12 protein-coding genes are annotated in these 15,442 nt (G+C 34.0%); 5 read left to right on the top strand and 7 right to left on the bottom strand.

Annotation, left to right across the window (positions count from 1 at the left end; genetic code table 11):
- Nucleotides 1-8 precede the first annotated feature (8 nt).
- Genes T410_RS07720 through xrtF form a run of 3 tightly spaced genes read right to left on the bottom strand, consistent with a single transcriptional unit; the run spans nucleotide 9 to nucleotide 1,867 of the window.
- Entirely contained in the window at nucleotides 9-839 is an 831-nt protein-coding gene (locus T410_RS07720; RefSeq protein WP_035670211.1) for an ATP cone domain-containing protein, read from the bottom strand.
- A 58-nt stretch (nucleotides 840-897) separates the two neighbouring features.
- Nucleotides 898-1,341 carry an exosortase F system-associated protein gene (locus tag T410_RS07715; RefSeq protein ID WP_035670208.1) on the bottom strand — a complete coding sequence of 148 codons (444 nt, stop codon included), beginning with the start codon at nucleotides 1,339-1,341 and terminating at the stop codon, nucleotides 898-900.
- Nucleotides 1,319-1,867, bottom strand: coding sequence for an exosortase family protein XrtF (gene xrtF / locus T410_RS07710; protein WP_035670206.1), 549 nt, complete (start codon nucleotides 1,865-1,867; stop codon nucleotides 1,319-1,321). The genes T410_RS07715 and xrtF overlap by 23 nt, the downstream gene beginning before the upstream one ends.
- Before the next feature lie 75 nt (nucleotides 1,868-1,942).
- Here xrtF and T410_RS07705 point away from each other — a divergent pair, with 75 nt between their 5' ends.
- The 5 genes from T410_RS07705 (at nucleotide 1,943) to rpe (ending at nucleotide 7,317) form a co-directional block, all read left to right on the top strand.
- A complete protein-coding gene (locus T410_RS07705) occupies nucleotides 1,943-2,398 on the top strand; it encodes a GAF domain-containing protein (protein ID WP_035670204.1) in 456 nt (151 codons plus the stop codon).
- Nucleotides 2,399-2,554: 156 nt separating this feature from the next.
- Entirely contained in the window at nucleotides 2,555-2,821 is a 267-nt protein-coding gene (gene rpsO, locus T410_RS07700) for a 30S ribosomal protein S15 (RefSeq protein WP_035670202.1), read from the top strand.
- Nucleotides 2,822-2,970: 149 nt separating this feature from the next.
- On the top strand, nucleotides 2,971-5,106 hold the full coding sequence (locus T410_RS07695; RefSeq protein WP_035670200.1) for a polyribonucleotide nucleotidyltransferase: 2,136 nt from the start codon (nucleotides 2,971-2,973) through the stop codon (nucleotides 5,104-5,106).
- A 166-nt stretch (nucleotides 5,107-5,272) separates the two neighbouring features.
- Nucleotides 5,273-6,136, top strand: a complete 864-nt coding sequence (locus T410_RS07690) for an RNA polymerase sigma factor RpoD/SigA (RefSeq protein ID WP_007137700.1) — start codon at nucleotides 5,273-5,275, stop codon at nucleotides 6,134-6,136.
- 518 nt (nucleotides 6,137-6,654) lie between these two features.
- Nucleotides 6,655-7,317 carry a ribulose-phosphate 3-epimerase gene (rpe, locus tag T410_RS07685; RefSeq protein ID WP_035670197.1) on the top strand — a complete coding sequence of 221 codons (663 nt, stop codon included), beginning with the start codon at nucleotides 6,655-6,657 and terminating at the stop codon, nucleotides 7,315-7,317.
- Between the two features lie 131 nt (nucleotides 7,318-7,448).
- Here rpe and T410_RS07680 read toward each other — a convergent pair whose 3' ends face one another.
- The 4 genes from T410_RS07680 to T410_RS07665 form a co-directional block, all read right to left on the bottom strand.
- The gene (locus T410_RS07680) at nucleotides 7,449-8,345 is read right to left on the bottom strand and encodes a carbohydrate kinase family protein (RefSeq protein ID WP_035670194.1); all 897 of its coding nucleotides are present in this window, start codon (nucleotides 8,343-8,345) and stop codon (nucleotides 7,449-7,451) included.
- A gap of 543 nt (nucleotides 8,346-8,888) precedes the next feature.
- Nucleotides 8,889-10,397, bottom strand: a complete 1,509-nt coding sequence (locus T410_RS07675) for a DUF4960 domain-containing protein (protein WP_035670191.1) — start codon at nucleotides 10,395-10,397, stop codon at nucleotides 8,889-8,891.
- Between the two features lie 138 nt (nucleotides 10,398-10,535).
- Nucleotides 10,536-12,275, bottom strand: a complete 1,740-nt coding sequence (locus tag T410_RS07670; RefSeq protein WP_035670188.1) for a RagB/SusD family nutrient uptake outer membrane protein — start codon at nucleotides 12,273-12,275, stop codon at nucleotides 10,536-10,538.
- Nucleotides 12,276-12,284: 9 nt separating this feature from the next.
- Nucleotides 12,285-15,434, bottom strand: coding sequence for a TonB-dependent receptor (locus T410_RS07665; protein ID WP_035670184.1), 3,150 nt, complete (start codon nucleotides 15,432-15,434; stop codon nucleotides 12,285-12,287).
- Nucleotides 15,435-15,442: the final 8 nt, after the last annotated feature.

The following is a 15,442-nucleotide window of genomic DNA, read 5'->3' as shown; positions in this document are numbered from 1 at the left end:
ATTCTTTATTAAATAAATCTACATAACTCCGAAGCTTCTTTTAATACATTTTTTATTCGGGTAGTACTCAATCCTATTTTTTCTAAACAATCAGAATTATTAATTAGTTCTTTTACCAAGATGACATCAAGGATTAATAATTTATCTTTTTCGGCAAGAGACAATGTCGTCAGACAGGTCACCGGATACAAAAAACTAGTGTCATTTTTTGTTTTTAAGTTATTGTCCTCAGGATAATTCCAACTTAACAAATCCAAACCTGAACACTTGGCAAAATCAATTGCATCGGTTGTAAATCTATTATTAGTAACAATCCAACATTTTGAAACAACATCATTATCAGAAAATATAGAATGCCGATTGATTTTTAAATCATTAAAACGAGATAAAATATACATCGGTACTTTCACATCGGAAGCAGCATCCCTACCCACATGATATTTACATTCAATCATACTGATTATCCCACTCTTCTTTATTAAAACATCTATTTCATGAGAGACACATTTTCCTTGTAATGTTAAGTTTGTTTTAGTTTCATAATCCTCTGAAGCAAAAAGTCTCGCAATATATTTTTCGAAAAAAAAACCTGCGGGACCTAATAATCGTATTGCTTCTCTTAAATTATAACGAGCTGCATGATAATTAGCTGTTTTTTTTAACAAACCAAAAGCCAATTTATAAATTTGCTTGGTAGAAATGCCCTCATACATTTGTTTTTTAATTGTTTGGAGAATAGTATCTACAACAACCGTACTCGCTCCTGATTTTAAAAGGGAACTCTTTAACTTATCAGGATTAAATTCTACAACATCCCCAGAATACTTGACAATTTTCATACACCTAAAAATTTGACATTTAGCAAATTAAATCCTATCTAAAGGTAAAGAAAAAAGATTACTTATTTTGTTTTTGATAATAAAAAGCAGGAACGAACAACAAAACAAAAATGGGCTGAATCAGAAATCGGCGAACATAAAACAAGACTAAATTATTATGCTCCTTAATGAAGAAAATTATATAGAAAAAAGCCGCAATCAATATCATAAAGAAAAAATAATACAAGACAAGGGCAAATTTCACCATTTGTACATCTTTGAAAAGAACATAAATTATCCCTAACGAGACAACTGCATTCAATGTATAACGAAACAGTAACCCTAAGAACAATTGAAATGAATTGAAATTAGGCAAGGGTAAATGAGTAAAATCATTTTTGAAATAATCCAAAAAAGGGTCGTAAAACAATTGATCTTCAAATGCACGAATTAGCACTAAAAATACAACTAAAACAATAAATTCTAGCAGTCTGATTTTATTATTCAGTAGTTTTTGAAGCATATCTTGAAAATTTATTAACCCAAATTAGCCATAAAATAAAAACAACACCATAAATAAACAAAGGAAAAAGTACGCCGTGAAAAAATTGCTTTTGATATGGATAATTAAACATTAAAACACATAAAATTGCTATTCTAAATACATTTAATACATAAATAAATATACTCCCCCCAAAGATAAAAAGCAACGTAGGTTTTAATTTACCTGAAAAAGCAACTATAAAAGCTATAAATAAAATGATAATACTTACAGCATTACAACCCTCAATAATTCTAGCAACATATTTTTTACCGTAAAACAACTTAATATAAGGCTCAAATGCACTTTCTTCGATAGTAGCTCCTTTATCAAAAAACTGCATAACACCTTTTGTATTCTCACCCACAAACAAAGTGATGCCGTCCAGTTTATTTTCCCCAAAACTGTTAAGGTATTCCTGATATAAAAAAGTCAGTGCAATGTAAGTCAAAAAAAAGGTTGACAGAAAAAACAAAAAAGGTTTGTAAAGGATAAAATATTTTTTCAAAATCTATTTTTTAACAAATTTATGTAATTTTTAAAAACTGCTTTAAATACTTTTGCATAAATATAAATAAAAACGATGACATTTCAAGATTTACAACCAAAAGTAACCGAAATCACACTAAACACCACACTTTCAAGAGACGAAAAACTTTTATCTATTTGTCAGCTCCTAAGTAATTCTATTGAATATTACAATTGGGTAGGCTTTTATTTTGCTAATCAGGAAACTAAAACGTTGCACTTAGGACCTTATGTAGGAGCTGAGACTGATCACACTGTAATTCCTTTCGGAAAAGGGATTTGTGGACAAGTGGCTGTTTCCAACGAAAACTTTGTAGTTCCTGATGTTGCAGCACAAAATAATTACATTGCTTGTAGCTTTACCGTAAAATCAGAAATAGTAGTACCTCTTTTTGTAAATGGAGAAAACATAGGGCAAATTGACATTGACAGTCACGTACTCAATCCATTTAATAAAGATGACGAACAATTTCTAGAGTTTGTAAATGAGGAAATTGCGAAGTTGTATTAAGATTTAAAATAATTGACAATTCATAATTCATAATTGCTTCACCAGTTCACAAAATAAGGAAGGTTTATTTTGTTCGTGTCATAATTATTTCTTACTTTTGCACCCGTCTTACAATAGATGTATGACATACATAAAAATCATTAAACAAATATTGGAATGTATTTAACTAAAGAGATTAAAGAAGAGATCTTCGCTAAACACGGAGAAAAAACAAACACTGGAAAATCTGAAGCACAAATCGCTTTATTCACTTTCAGAATTAGCCACTTAACTGAGCACTTGAAAAAAAATCGTCATGATTATAACACAGAGCGTTCATTAGTATTACTAGTAGGTAAAAGAAGAGCTTTGTTAGATTACTTGAAGAAAACAGAAATCAACAGATATCGTGAGATTATCAAAGTATTGAATATCAGAAAATAATCAATATAAAAGAGGTGCGAAAGTGCCTCTTTTTGTTTTTATATACAACAATAAAAAAGTTTGGTTTTTCATTGGGTTTTAGGCATTAACTACGCAAAACAACAACTACAACACAACTAAAACCCATGTTTAACTAATAAATTAAATTTATGATTCCACAATTATTTGTAGAAAGTATCGATTTAGGTGATGGCAGAAACATCACAATCGAGACAGGTCGTTTAGCCAAACAAGCGGATGGATCTGTAGTAGTAAGAATAGGTAAAACTGTTATTTTAGGAACAGTTGTATCTTCAAGAAAAGCAAGTCCAGGTATCGACTTTTTACCACTTACGGTAGATTATCGTGAAAAATTTGCTGCAGCAGGGCGTTTTCCTGGTGGTTTCTTCAAAAGAGAAGCACGTCCAAGTGACAACGAAGTGTTAACAATGCGTTTAGTAGACCGTGTATTGCGTCCACTTTTCCCAGATGATTACCATGCTGAAGTGCAGGTTATGATTCAATTAATGTCTTATGACGAAGATGTAATGCCAGATGCATTAGCTGGTTTAGCCGCTTCAGCAGCATTAGCTTTGTCTGACATTCCTTTCGAAACTTTAATTTCTGAAGCTAGAGTTGGAAGAATTGATGGTCAATTCATCATCAATCCAAGTCGCGCACAATTAGCATTATCTGATATAGATATGATGATTGGAGCTTCTATAGATTCTATCGCGATGGTAGAAGGTGAAATGAAAGAAATTTCAGAAGCAGAAATGTTAGAAGCAATTAAATTTGCACACGAACACATTAAAAATCAAATTGCTGCTCAACTACGTTTGCAAGCTGCTTTTGGAAAAAAAGAAGTTCGTACTTACGAAGGAGAAAAAGAAGATGAGGCTATTTATGCTAAAGTAAAAGCAGCATCTTACGATAAAATTTATGCTATTGCAAGTAAAGGTTCTTCAAAACAAGAACGTACTGCTTCATTTGCAGAAGTAAAAGAAGAAGTAAAAGCATTATTTACAGAAGAAGAATTGGTAGAAAATGGCGATTTAGTTTCTAAATATTTTTACAAAACAAACAAAGAAGCCGTTCGTAACGTAACCCTAGATTTAGGAACACGTTTAGACGGAAGAAAAACTACCGAAATCAGACCAATCTGGTGTGAAGTAGATTACTTACCATCTGTACACGGATCAGCATTGTTTACACGTGGAGAAACACAAGCTTTGGCAACAGCAACTTTAGGAACATCTAGAGAAGCAAACCAAATTGACTCTCCATCAGAACAAGGTGAAGAAAAATTCTACTTACATTATAACTTCCCTCCTTTCTCAACTGGTGAAGCTCGTCCATTAAGAGGAACTTCAAGAAGAGAAGTAGGTCACGGAAACTTAGCTCAAAGAGCATTAAAAAACATGATTCCTGCTGATTGTCCTTATACAATTCGTGTCGTTTCTGAAGTTTTAGAATCTAACGGTTCGTCTTCAATGGCTACAGTTTGTGCTGGAACATTATCATTAATGGATGCTGGTATTCAAATGATTCGTCCAGTATCTGGAATTGCAATGGGATTAATTACTGATGGAGAACGTTTTGCTGTATTGTCTGATATTCTTGGTGATGAAGATCACTTAGGAGATATGGATTTCAAAGTAACTGGAACTTCTGTAGGAATTACAGCTTGCCAAATGGACATCAAAATAGACGGTTTGAAATACGAGATTATGGAAGCTGCTTTGGCTCAAGCCAGAGACGGTCGTTTGCATATTCTTGGAAAATTAATCGAAACTTTAGCTGAGCCAAAAGCGGACGTTAAAGCATATGCTCCAAAAATCATTACAAGAACAATTCCTGGTAACTTTATTGGCGCTTTGATTGGACCTGGTGGAAAAGTAATTCAAGAATTACAAAAAGCTACTGGAACAACTATCGTAATCAACGAAGTAGACGAACAAGGAGTTATCGAAATCTTAGGAACGGATCCTGCTGGAATTGAAGCAGTATTGGCTAAAATTAAGTCAATCACTTTCAAACCACAAATGGGAGAAGCTTACGAAGTAAAAGTTATCAAAATGTTAGATTTTGGTGCAGTTGTAGAGTACCTTGACGCTCCAGGAAATGAAGTATTACTTCACGTTTCGGAATTGGCTTGGGAAAGAACAGAAAATGTTGCTGATGTAGTAAACATGGGTGATGTATTCATGATTAAATATTTAGGTTTAGATCCTAAAACTCGTAAAGAGAAAGTATCTAGAAAAGCCTTAATGCCAAGACCTCCACGTGAGGAGAAAAAAGAGTAATCAATTCTTAGTTTACTAAAGGTTTATTTATAAAAAATCCCGTTTCAAACACATGAAACGGGATTTTTGTTTTTAAATTAAATTATTTTAGAAACTATTGTAACTTTTTATCGACCCCATACGTATAACTACTTGTACACTTAAAAATTGAGGAGACAAAAAACACATGAGACAACTAAAAATCACCAAGCAGGTTACCAATCGTGAAACTGCTTCATTAGACAAGTATTTACAAGAAATTGGAAAAGTTGACCTTATTACCGCTGACGAAGAGGTAGAATTAGCACAAAAGATTAAAGCCGGTGACCAGAAAGCATTAGAGAAATTGACAAAAGCCAATTTACGTTTCGTGGTTTCGGTAGCTAAACAATATCAAAATCAAGGATTAACGCTTCCCGATTTGATTAACGAAGGAAATTTAGGACTGATAAAAGCAGCACAACGTTTTGACGAAACACGTGGTTTCAAATTCATCTCCTATGCCGTTTGGTGGATTCGTCAATCTATTTTACAAGCATTGGCTGAACAATCCCGTATCGTTCGTTTGCCTTTGAACAAAATTGGTTCTATCAATAAAATCAACAAAATGTATGCTTTATTAGAGCAATCTAACGAGCGTCCACCATCTGCTGAAGAAATTGCAAAAGAACTTGACATGACCGTAAATGACGTAAAAGAGAGCATGAAAAACTCTGGTCGTCACTTATCAATGGATGCGCCTCTTGTTGAAGGAGAAGATTCTAACCTTTACGATGTATTGCGTTCTGGCGAATCTCCAAATCCAGACAGAGAATTAATCCACGAATCATTGCGTACTGAAATCGAGCGTTCATTAGAAACATTGACTCCAAGAGAAGCTGATGTTGTTCGTTTATATTTTGGACTTGGAGATCAACACCCAATGACATTAGAGGAAATTGGAGAAACTTTCGACTTAACTCGTGAGCGTGTACGTCAAATCAAGGAAAAAGCAATCCGAAGATTGAAACACACTTCCAGAAGTAAAATATTAAAAACCTACTTAGGTTAATTCACAATATTCCCCAATTAAAATTTTTAAATTTTAAATCTTTTAATTCAAAATGAACAACAGTTTGATTGACTGTTCGTTTTTTGATTGATGATTGAAACTCCGGCTGATTACCGGAGTTTTATTTTTTATCAGCAAAACTCCGGTCAGTTCGAGCTACGCTCTCGGGTTTCCGGAGTTTTATTTTTTTGTCAAACAAAACTCCAGTCTGTTCGCATAAATGCTCGGGTTTAGCTTCGCTCTGTTCGACTTTCAGTCTCGAGTTCGGAGTTTTATTTTTTTAATCTGAATTCATTTCAGATTCCCTTGACCTATTCCTGTTTAAAACTATTTGGGCGTAACCCTCCGTATAAACTTCGGGTCGGGCTTTCGGCTTTATCTCTCCGTTACACTTCGAGGATACCACCTTTATCCCTTACGCAATCTACGGACAACTCGTGAGTTATCCCTTCTTATTAAAAAAATTTTCGCCAAGTGCTCTAAAAAAACTACTTTTGCACAAACAATACAACTACACAATGAAGAATACACTTATTGCACCATCAGTTCTTGCTGCTGATTTTGCTAATCTGCAACGCGACATCGAAATGATTAATAATAGCGAAGCCGATTGGTTTCATATTGACATCATGGATGGCGTTTTTGTACCAAACATCTCTTTTGGAATGCCCGTTCTCGAAGCCATTACAAGACATGCAAAAAAAACAATCGATGTACATTTAATGATTGTAGATCCTGACCGATACATCAAGACTTTTGCTGATTTAGGAGCAAATATCTTATGCGTACATTATGAAGCTTGCACCCACTTGCACAGAACCTTACAAGCTATTAAAGCTGAGGGCATGAAAGCTGGAGTAGCTTTAAATCCTCACACCAACATTGATTTACTAGAAGATGTAATCAATGATATCGATTTGGTTTGTATCATGAGTGTGAATCCAGGTTTTGGCGGACAATCTTTCATTGAAAACACCTATTCTAAAGTTCAAAAATTAAAAGATTTAATTACTAGAAAAGGAGCCAATACAATTATAGAAATTGATGGCGGAGTAACCAATAAAAACGCAAAACAATTGGTTGAAGCAGGAGCTGATGTTCTTGTGGCGGGAAGTTTTGTTTTTAAAGCTGAGAATCCAACAGTGACAATTTCCGATTTGAAAAAATTGACTTCTTTTTAGTTCACACTATATTACATAAAAAAGCCAAAGAACATTGTAGACTGAACCCAAATAGTGTCTAACTTTTTGGGGGCAGTGCAATTGCTTCTTTGGCTTTTTTAAAAATTTAATTTTATGCTTAACCTATTTTTTTAAAGCTTCATGAATTTACTTATTTCCTTTTCGGAAATTTTAGGATTGGCTCCTTCCTGTCCGGCCACCAATGCCCCGACAGCACAAGCATAATTCAATGATTTTTGAGGTGATTTCCCTCTAAGCAATCTGACTATCAAAGAGGCCAAGAAAGAATCTCCTGCACCTACAGTGTCTACTACTTTTATAAAATAACCACTATTATAATAAAATTTATCATTGTAATATAAGACAGCACCAAACGCCCCTTTTGTTACGCAAACCTGTTTTGTATTCGTCTTTTCTGCGATAAATTTAATATTCTGCTCAAATGAATTATAAGGAGATTCCAATTGCTTACTTATCTCATATAATTCTTCATCATTAAGCTTAATAAAATCAGCTTTTAACATCAATTCGTTAAGTACATCTTTAGTGTAATATGGAGCTCTTAGATTAGCATCCAAAACTTTGTATTTTGCCTTATCCAAAAGATTATATAAAGTATTTCTAGACACTTCGTCTCTGCATATCAAACTTCCAAAAACAAAAGCATCAGCTTCTGAAATGATTCTATCCATGAGTTCAGTTTGCACTATTTTATCCCAAGCAGATGGATATGAAATATCATACGAAGCATTCCCTTTTTCGTTAATCATTACATGAACAACTCCTGTTTTATATTCGTCAGCTATTTGAATTAAATCTGTACTAATATCATTGTCATTAATAAAAGAAATAATTTCATTCCCCTCTTCGTCAGCACCAACACAACTTATAATCGTTGTTTCTGCCCCCAAAGAATTCATTCGAAGCGCAACATTCAATGGCGCTCCTCCAATTTTTTTATGGGTTGGAAAAAGATCCCATAAAACCTCTCCAAAGCTAACTACACTTAGCATGTATTTTGTATTCATATTATAAAAATTTAAAAATTGAGGGTAAACAAAAGTCTACCCTCAATTTAATTTAAAACACTACTTAAAACAAATTTATTTATTAAACACATTATTAAAACTCGCAATCATGTCATTAGAAATACTATTATCTATAGTTTTCTAATATTTATTTATCGTAACAAACAAAAATTGTTAATTACGAACTGCTAAGGTTTCACTTAGGTTCACCTTTAGCAATAACACTAATTATGGTGACGTCATTCCCCAATAATTGTAACCTGTTCGCCAGATTTAAAGGCGCTCCACCAATTTTACTATGTATTGGAAATACATCCTAAAACATACTATTTCCTTTAAAAAATTACAGAAGTCATATTTAACTTCCTCTGGAAAAATTCAACTAAACAAAACAATAACCAAATTCTCTATATTATAAACTTAGTATCTTATACTTATATAACTTTATATTTCACGAGTGATTTTTTCTTTTTTTAAAAATATCGCTATTAAATAATTTTAATAATGGCAGTGTATTAGAATACACTGCCATTAAATATGTTATTAGTTTGAAAGACCTAAATCTGCTAAATGGTTTAAAATATTTTTAGTAATTATCTTCATGTTATTACCATTAGACGCACCTCCAACTTCCCAGTCCCAAGTACCGCCTATAGCGCAAACTACAGTACCAGTTGTTCCTTTTGATGGCCATTCTACACCCCAAACTTCGTTACCACCACAGTTACCCCAAAGGATTTTACCACCTACAGCAGTTTCAAAATTTGACCTCGTTTCAGTCAATGTCGCGGCTTTCCATGGACCAAAATCCATATTATATTGAGCAACTCTATTCTTTTTATAAGTACCAGCGGCTAAAGTCTCAAAATTTGTACCAATACAACCACCTGTACTTGAAGATACTCCAGCAAAGTAAGGACTAGAAATATCTGCTGTCCAACTACCACCCCAAGAGCCACCTGTTGCCCAATCTTCATATCCTATACCTCCCCAAGCTTGATTAGGAACTCCATTGCCATCCACTACACCAATATCATCTAAAATAAATACAGCGAAATTACTTACAAGTATATTTCCACCTGCTTGATAATAGGCTTTAACTTTTTTAATTAAATTATCGGCTAAATCCGGACACGCAGGTCCATCTGCAGGTCCCTCGCCAATTATACAGTTTGCACCATTTTTAGGGAATTGGGCTACTCTGTCTCCCCACCAGCCTCCATCGAACTGAATCCAAATGGCATCATAAGTACTTAAATCTACTTCACCATTTGCTACATCAGTAAATGAATGATATGTAACTTCTGTTAATGGTCCAGCAATATTTGGAAACCATGCAGCAGCCGTTTCATCGTCATCTACTGTAAAATCTCCTCCATTACAAGCATTCCATGCGGCAGCAGTGTTTTCTGCAGCAGCACCTAAAAATGCGATTTTTCTAATATCAAATTTCACAAGTTTTTCAATAATTCTAGAAGGTGAAATGACATTAGCAGCATTAAAAGTGTTAATCTTAAAAATATAATTTCCTTCAGCGACATCACTAATAGTATAAGATGTGTCAGTTACAGGTAAATTTACCACCTGATCATTAATTTGCAGCCTTAAACTTTGTAAACCAGTATCTATCGGATCCCATGTAAGAATAAGGTTCCTACCATCTTGTTCAACCTTAAAGTTGCGAACAGCTTCTGGGCCTTCTCTACGTAAACTAACAGTTTCACCTAAAGAAAGATTACCATTAGCATCTTTAGTTTTTACGGTAAATGTATAATCCTTATTTACATCAATAATACCATAGCTAAATGTTGTTGCCGCACTTTCAATGTTTGCAACACCATCGGTATGAATTACAACTATGCCACTTACATTTGACGGATTCGTCCAAGTTAAAACAGCATTATCACCATTTAAAGTAACACTTAATCCGCTTACCTTTTGAGCAATAGTAGGCGTTATTCCACCCCAATCTAAATCTTCACAGGATGAAGTTAGTGCTAATAAGCAGCCGAACACTAAAAACACCGATATTCTTTTAATAATTTTAATCATGATTTTTTTATTTTAGTTGTTATTTTATAGTTAGATTATTTTATGATTATGATTAATCTTTTGATATCCAGAAGAAACCATTTTTAATTGATTTCTTCTGGAATAACCAAACTAACTCAAAAACTATAATCCTTTCAATTAATATCCAGGATTTTGTTTATATAAACCTCCTGTAAAATCAATCTCTCTTTGAGGTATTGGATAATACTCATCTCTACCCGCTGTAAAATGCGCATTTGAAAGGAAATCTCTTTTTGTTTTTTCTACAACAAGATAAGCGTTCAAAACTGGCTCAGCTATACCCCATCTTACAAGATCAAAAAATCGAGGGCCTTCCATTCCAAACTCCAATCGTCTTTCAAACATAAGTGCTTTCATAGCATAATCTTTTGAAGAGAAAGAAGGGTATTGAGCAATTTTATAAACATCTGAAGCTCCTGCCGCCAATGGCATAGCAGTACTAGCCGCGGCTCTTGCTCTAACTTGATTAATTATAGGTAGTGCTTCAGTATATCTGTTTAATTGTATTAATGCTTCTGCTTTAAATAATAACACATCTGCATATCTGATAAAATCAACATTTTTTGAAGTACCAATAAATGGTCCATTTTTCACATAACAGGAACAGTCTGGAGATTGTTGCTCTTTCATATTTCCAAAGTATCCATAAACTCCTGGATCTCTAGCCCAACTCAATTTGTAGACCATATCTCCTGCAGTTTTCAAAGTGTTTTTATATTTAAATGGTCTTCCCGGAACACCAACAGTATGGTCAATTCTTGGGTCTAAAGTAACTCCAGATGCTAGTGGAGCATCACCATCGGTAATTGTATTAAAAATATCTGAATTATTGAAAGTGTCTAATAATGGTAAGCCATTAGCATCAGTTCTAAATGCATTCACCATATTTTGGCTAGCCAAGTGAAAACCACAACATCCATAAAGAGGAGTTCCATGAGGAGAATTTAACCCTGTAACAAAACTTACTCTTCCTGTATTTGTACCATCGTTAATCGAAAACTGAACAGCCCAAATAGATTCTGAACCATTGTCATGGCCATCAAGAAAATTATTTCCAAAATCTCCCTCTAAAGCACCTGTAACTTTATCAGCATAATCTATTACTTTTTGTAATTTTACTGCATCTATACTTGTTACTTGATGTGTATCATTTTGCTTATATGCTTGATATAAATTTAATTTAGCAAGATAAGCCGCAGCAGCATTTTTATCAGCTCTACCTACTTGATCTTGACTTTGTGGCAAATTATCAAATGCAAATTGAAAATCTTCTGCAATTTTGTCCCATAAAGCATCACTTGTTAAATCATTTGACGTTTTTAATATATCTTCCTGAGAAAGTTCTTCTGTAATGTAAGGAACTTTATTAAACAATAACTTCAGCATAAAATGAGAATGTGCTCTTAAAAAACGTAATTCTGCTTGTCTTACTTTTTTTAGCGGATAATCCGCATCAGGAATCGCATTGATTACAGATAAAGCAAAATTAGCTCTAGAAATCGCTTTATAGTGATTTGTCCAAGTTCTAGGCAACATCCAGTCACCGTAATCTGGAATAGTTGTATTGTATTGTTCATAACGGTCAATAACATCTACATCGCCACGACCTCCTCCTCCTTTATAGGCATCATCAGATCGCACACTTCCATAAACCCATTGGTTTGTTATTGGGCCTACCATTTCGTCATTTCCAATTGCAGCATAAGCCGCATTTACAAGCGCTTCCGCATTTGTAGCTGTCGCCACATTTTCAGAAGACAATACGCCTGTTGGTTCATAATCTAAAAAATTGGAGCTACATGATGTCAAGAATAAAATTGACAAACAAATGATAACTATATTATTATATTTCTTCATGATAATTAATTAAAAATTAAAGTTTACACCTAATGAGAATGTAGTTGGTACTGGTATTCTATTAACATCTGTTCGTTCTGGATCGGAACCAATATATCCTTTTGGAGTAAACCAGAATAAATTTTCTCCTTGAGCATAGATTCTACAACCGGTAATAAATCCTGACTTTTGAACTAACTCATCTGATAATGAATAGCCAATTTGAATGTTTCTAAGTTTGAAATAAGAATTATTTCTTAAGATATAATCTGACATCTGTGTGTCATTGTGTGCTAATGAAAGTGATGGCACGTCCGTATTTGTATTTGTTGGTGTCCAAGCATTCAATGTTCCAGGGGCAGCATTATCTCTTCCTTGAACAAAATTATTCCAATAGATATATGGATCAACCCCAACTCGTCCAGCTACACCAGAACCAAAAATGGAGAAATCAATGTTTTTATAGGCTAAACTAATATTAATACCATATTCTAATTTTGGAAGTGTTGTACCAATAAAAGTTCTATCATTTGAATTTATAACACCATCACCGTTGATATCAACAAACTTAATACCTCCTAATCGAGAACCTACTTGAGTTGGAGATTCATTAATTTCAATTTGATTTTGGAACAAACCGTCTGTTTTAAATCCAAAAACTTCAAATTGTGAATGCCCTATTATTGAATTAGCTGCAGTTCCTGGATATGCTGCTCTAACTTCAGCTGGTAAATCTGTAATCTTATTTTTAGTCGCACCAAAATTTGTGGTAACATTAAAAGACAATCCATTATCTAATTTATCTGCATATCCTACTGTAAGTTCCCAACCTTTATTGGCAGTCGAAGCACCATTTACAAAACGTTGCTGACCTTCTCCAACAGCAGATGCAACTGGTGGTCTAATCAAAATTCCTTCTGTCTTTCTTGAGAAATAATCAAAGGAACCTGATAATTTATTTTCGAAAAAACCAAAATCTAAACCTACATTAACCTCTTTGGTAGTTTCCCATTTTAACCCTGAATTCGCCGCTTGTATAGATACAAAACCCGACGCTAAATTTCCAGTATTGGTTCCATTCAAATCATAAGCAGTTCCAACATTATAATAAATATTGAAAAAATCTGGATAATATACATTTTGATTAGGACCGTATCTAGCTTCATATAAACCAAAACGGGCATTATCCCCAATAGATTGATTTCCTACTTCTCCATAACCAGCACGTAGCTTCAAGTTTGAAATTGCTTTTACATTTTTAAGGAATTCTTCATTATTTATCCTCCAACCTGCAGTAACAGCTGGAAAAATACCATATCTATTGTCTTGACCAAATCTTGATGAACCATCTCTACGAATAGTGAATGAAGCTAAATATCGGTCAGAAAAGGAATAATTAAATTTACCAAACTGAGAAAGTAGTCTACTTCCAGTTGAAATTCCATTGTTTGTTCTAGCTCCAGTAGCCGCAGATAGTGTGAAATAAGATTCTGATTCAACCGCGAATCCCTCAGCACGTGCATACAACGTATTCAAATCTGTTTTGGTTGATTCAGTTCCTATTAAGATTCCAAATTTATGTTCAGAAATACTAAGATTATAATTTAAAGTATTTGAAATCGTTAAACTGGAATATTTATTGGTATCAAAAGCTAAACTATTATTACCTCTATTAACAAATCCATTTTTTACAATTGGCTCAATGTCTTTTCTGCTGAAATCATTAAAATCCATACCAATACTATTTCTAAAGGTTAGCCCTTTTAAAATGTCAATTTCAGTAAAAACATTACCATACAAAGCCATTTTTTTGCTATTATCCCATCTGTTCAAATATTGCATTAATAATGGGTTGTTTCTATCTGAATAACCAGAACCCAATGGCCCAGCATAATCACCAGATGCAGTGTAAACTGGAATCGTTGGCGCTAAGGTTATTGCTAAACCTGGTGTTGGTGCGTTTCCAACATCATTGGCAACACTCCTCTCATTCGACTGTGTAAATTGCGAATTAACTCCAAATCGCACTTTGTCATTGAATAACTTGAAATTGGCATTAAGTCTTGCAGAATATCGCTCATAATTAGTATATTTTAGCATACCAGAATTATCTAAATACCCCATATTCAATACCGCATTTGCTTTATCAGATCCTCCAGATACAGATAAATCATTATTAATAAGAAGCCCTGTTTTGTATACAGTATTTTGCCAATCAGTATCTCCTACAGGAACATTAGTATCTCCTCCTACGTACGGTTTTACACTTACACTATTCAATATTGGATTATTGAAATCATTATTCCAATCAAAATTATAGATTTCACCATATCCACCAGACGGACTTGCTCCATCGTTAACAGAGGCTTGCCATAACACTTTTCCTCTATCCAAAGCATTTAGCATTTTATATCGTTGCTTTTTCTCTGAAAGAACAGAAACGTTTGTACTGTAAGAAACTTTTGTCACTCCACCTTTTACAGCATTTTTAGTGGTAACAATGATTACCCCATTGGCAGCTCTAGATCCATAAATAGAGGAAGCTGAAGCATCTTTTAAAACTTGAATAGATGCAATAGCACTTGGACTCAAACTAGCAAAAACCTCAGGTCTTGTTGTAGGAACCCCATCGATAACATACAATGGATCTGTATTGCCAAGTGTACTTACCCCTCTGATTAATATTCTGCTATTTGCCCCACTTGGATCTCCTGATTTCTCTATATTCAAACCAGCAACTCTTCCTTGCAAAGCTTGCATAGCATTTCCAGAACTCATGGTTTGACCAGTAATAGGTTTCAGTTCTACTACGGTAACTGCACCGGTTAAATCGGCTTTTTTCTCTTTGCCATAACCTGTTACAACAACCTCTTGTAGTTTCAAAGACTCTGCTTTCAAGGAAATTTTCAAAGTGGTTTGTCCATTAAGTTTAACGGACTGAGATTCATATCCAGTAAAACTAAATATTAAAGTTGCATTTTTGTCTAGATTGTTTATCGAAAACTGACCGTCAAGATCGGTAGAAGTCCCGATTTTAGTCCCAGAAACTAGCACTGATGCACCAGGAAGAGACATCCCGTCTTCGGAGGAAGTTACCACTCCTTTTACTCCTATATTTTGGGCCGATAAAGAAAAAAAGGACCCCATTAGGATTAAGTAAAGAATAATTTTGTGTTTCATAATTAAGT

Source organism: Flavobacterium sp. 83 (assembly GCF_000744835.1).
Lineage (GTDB): Bacteria > Bacteroidota > Bacteroidia > Flavobacteriales > Flavobacteriaceae > Flavobacterium.
Note: the sequence above shows the minus strand (reverse complement) of the source record. Positions and strands in the feature narration are given on the sequence as shown.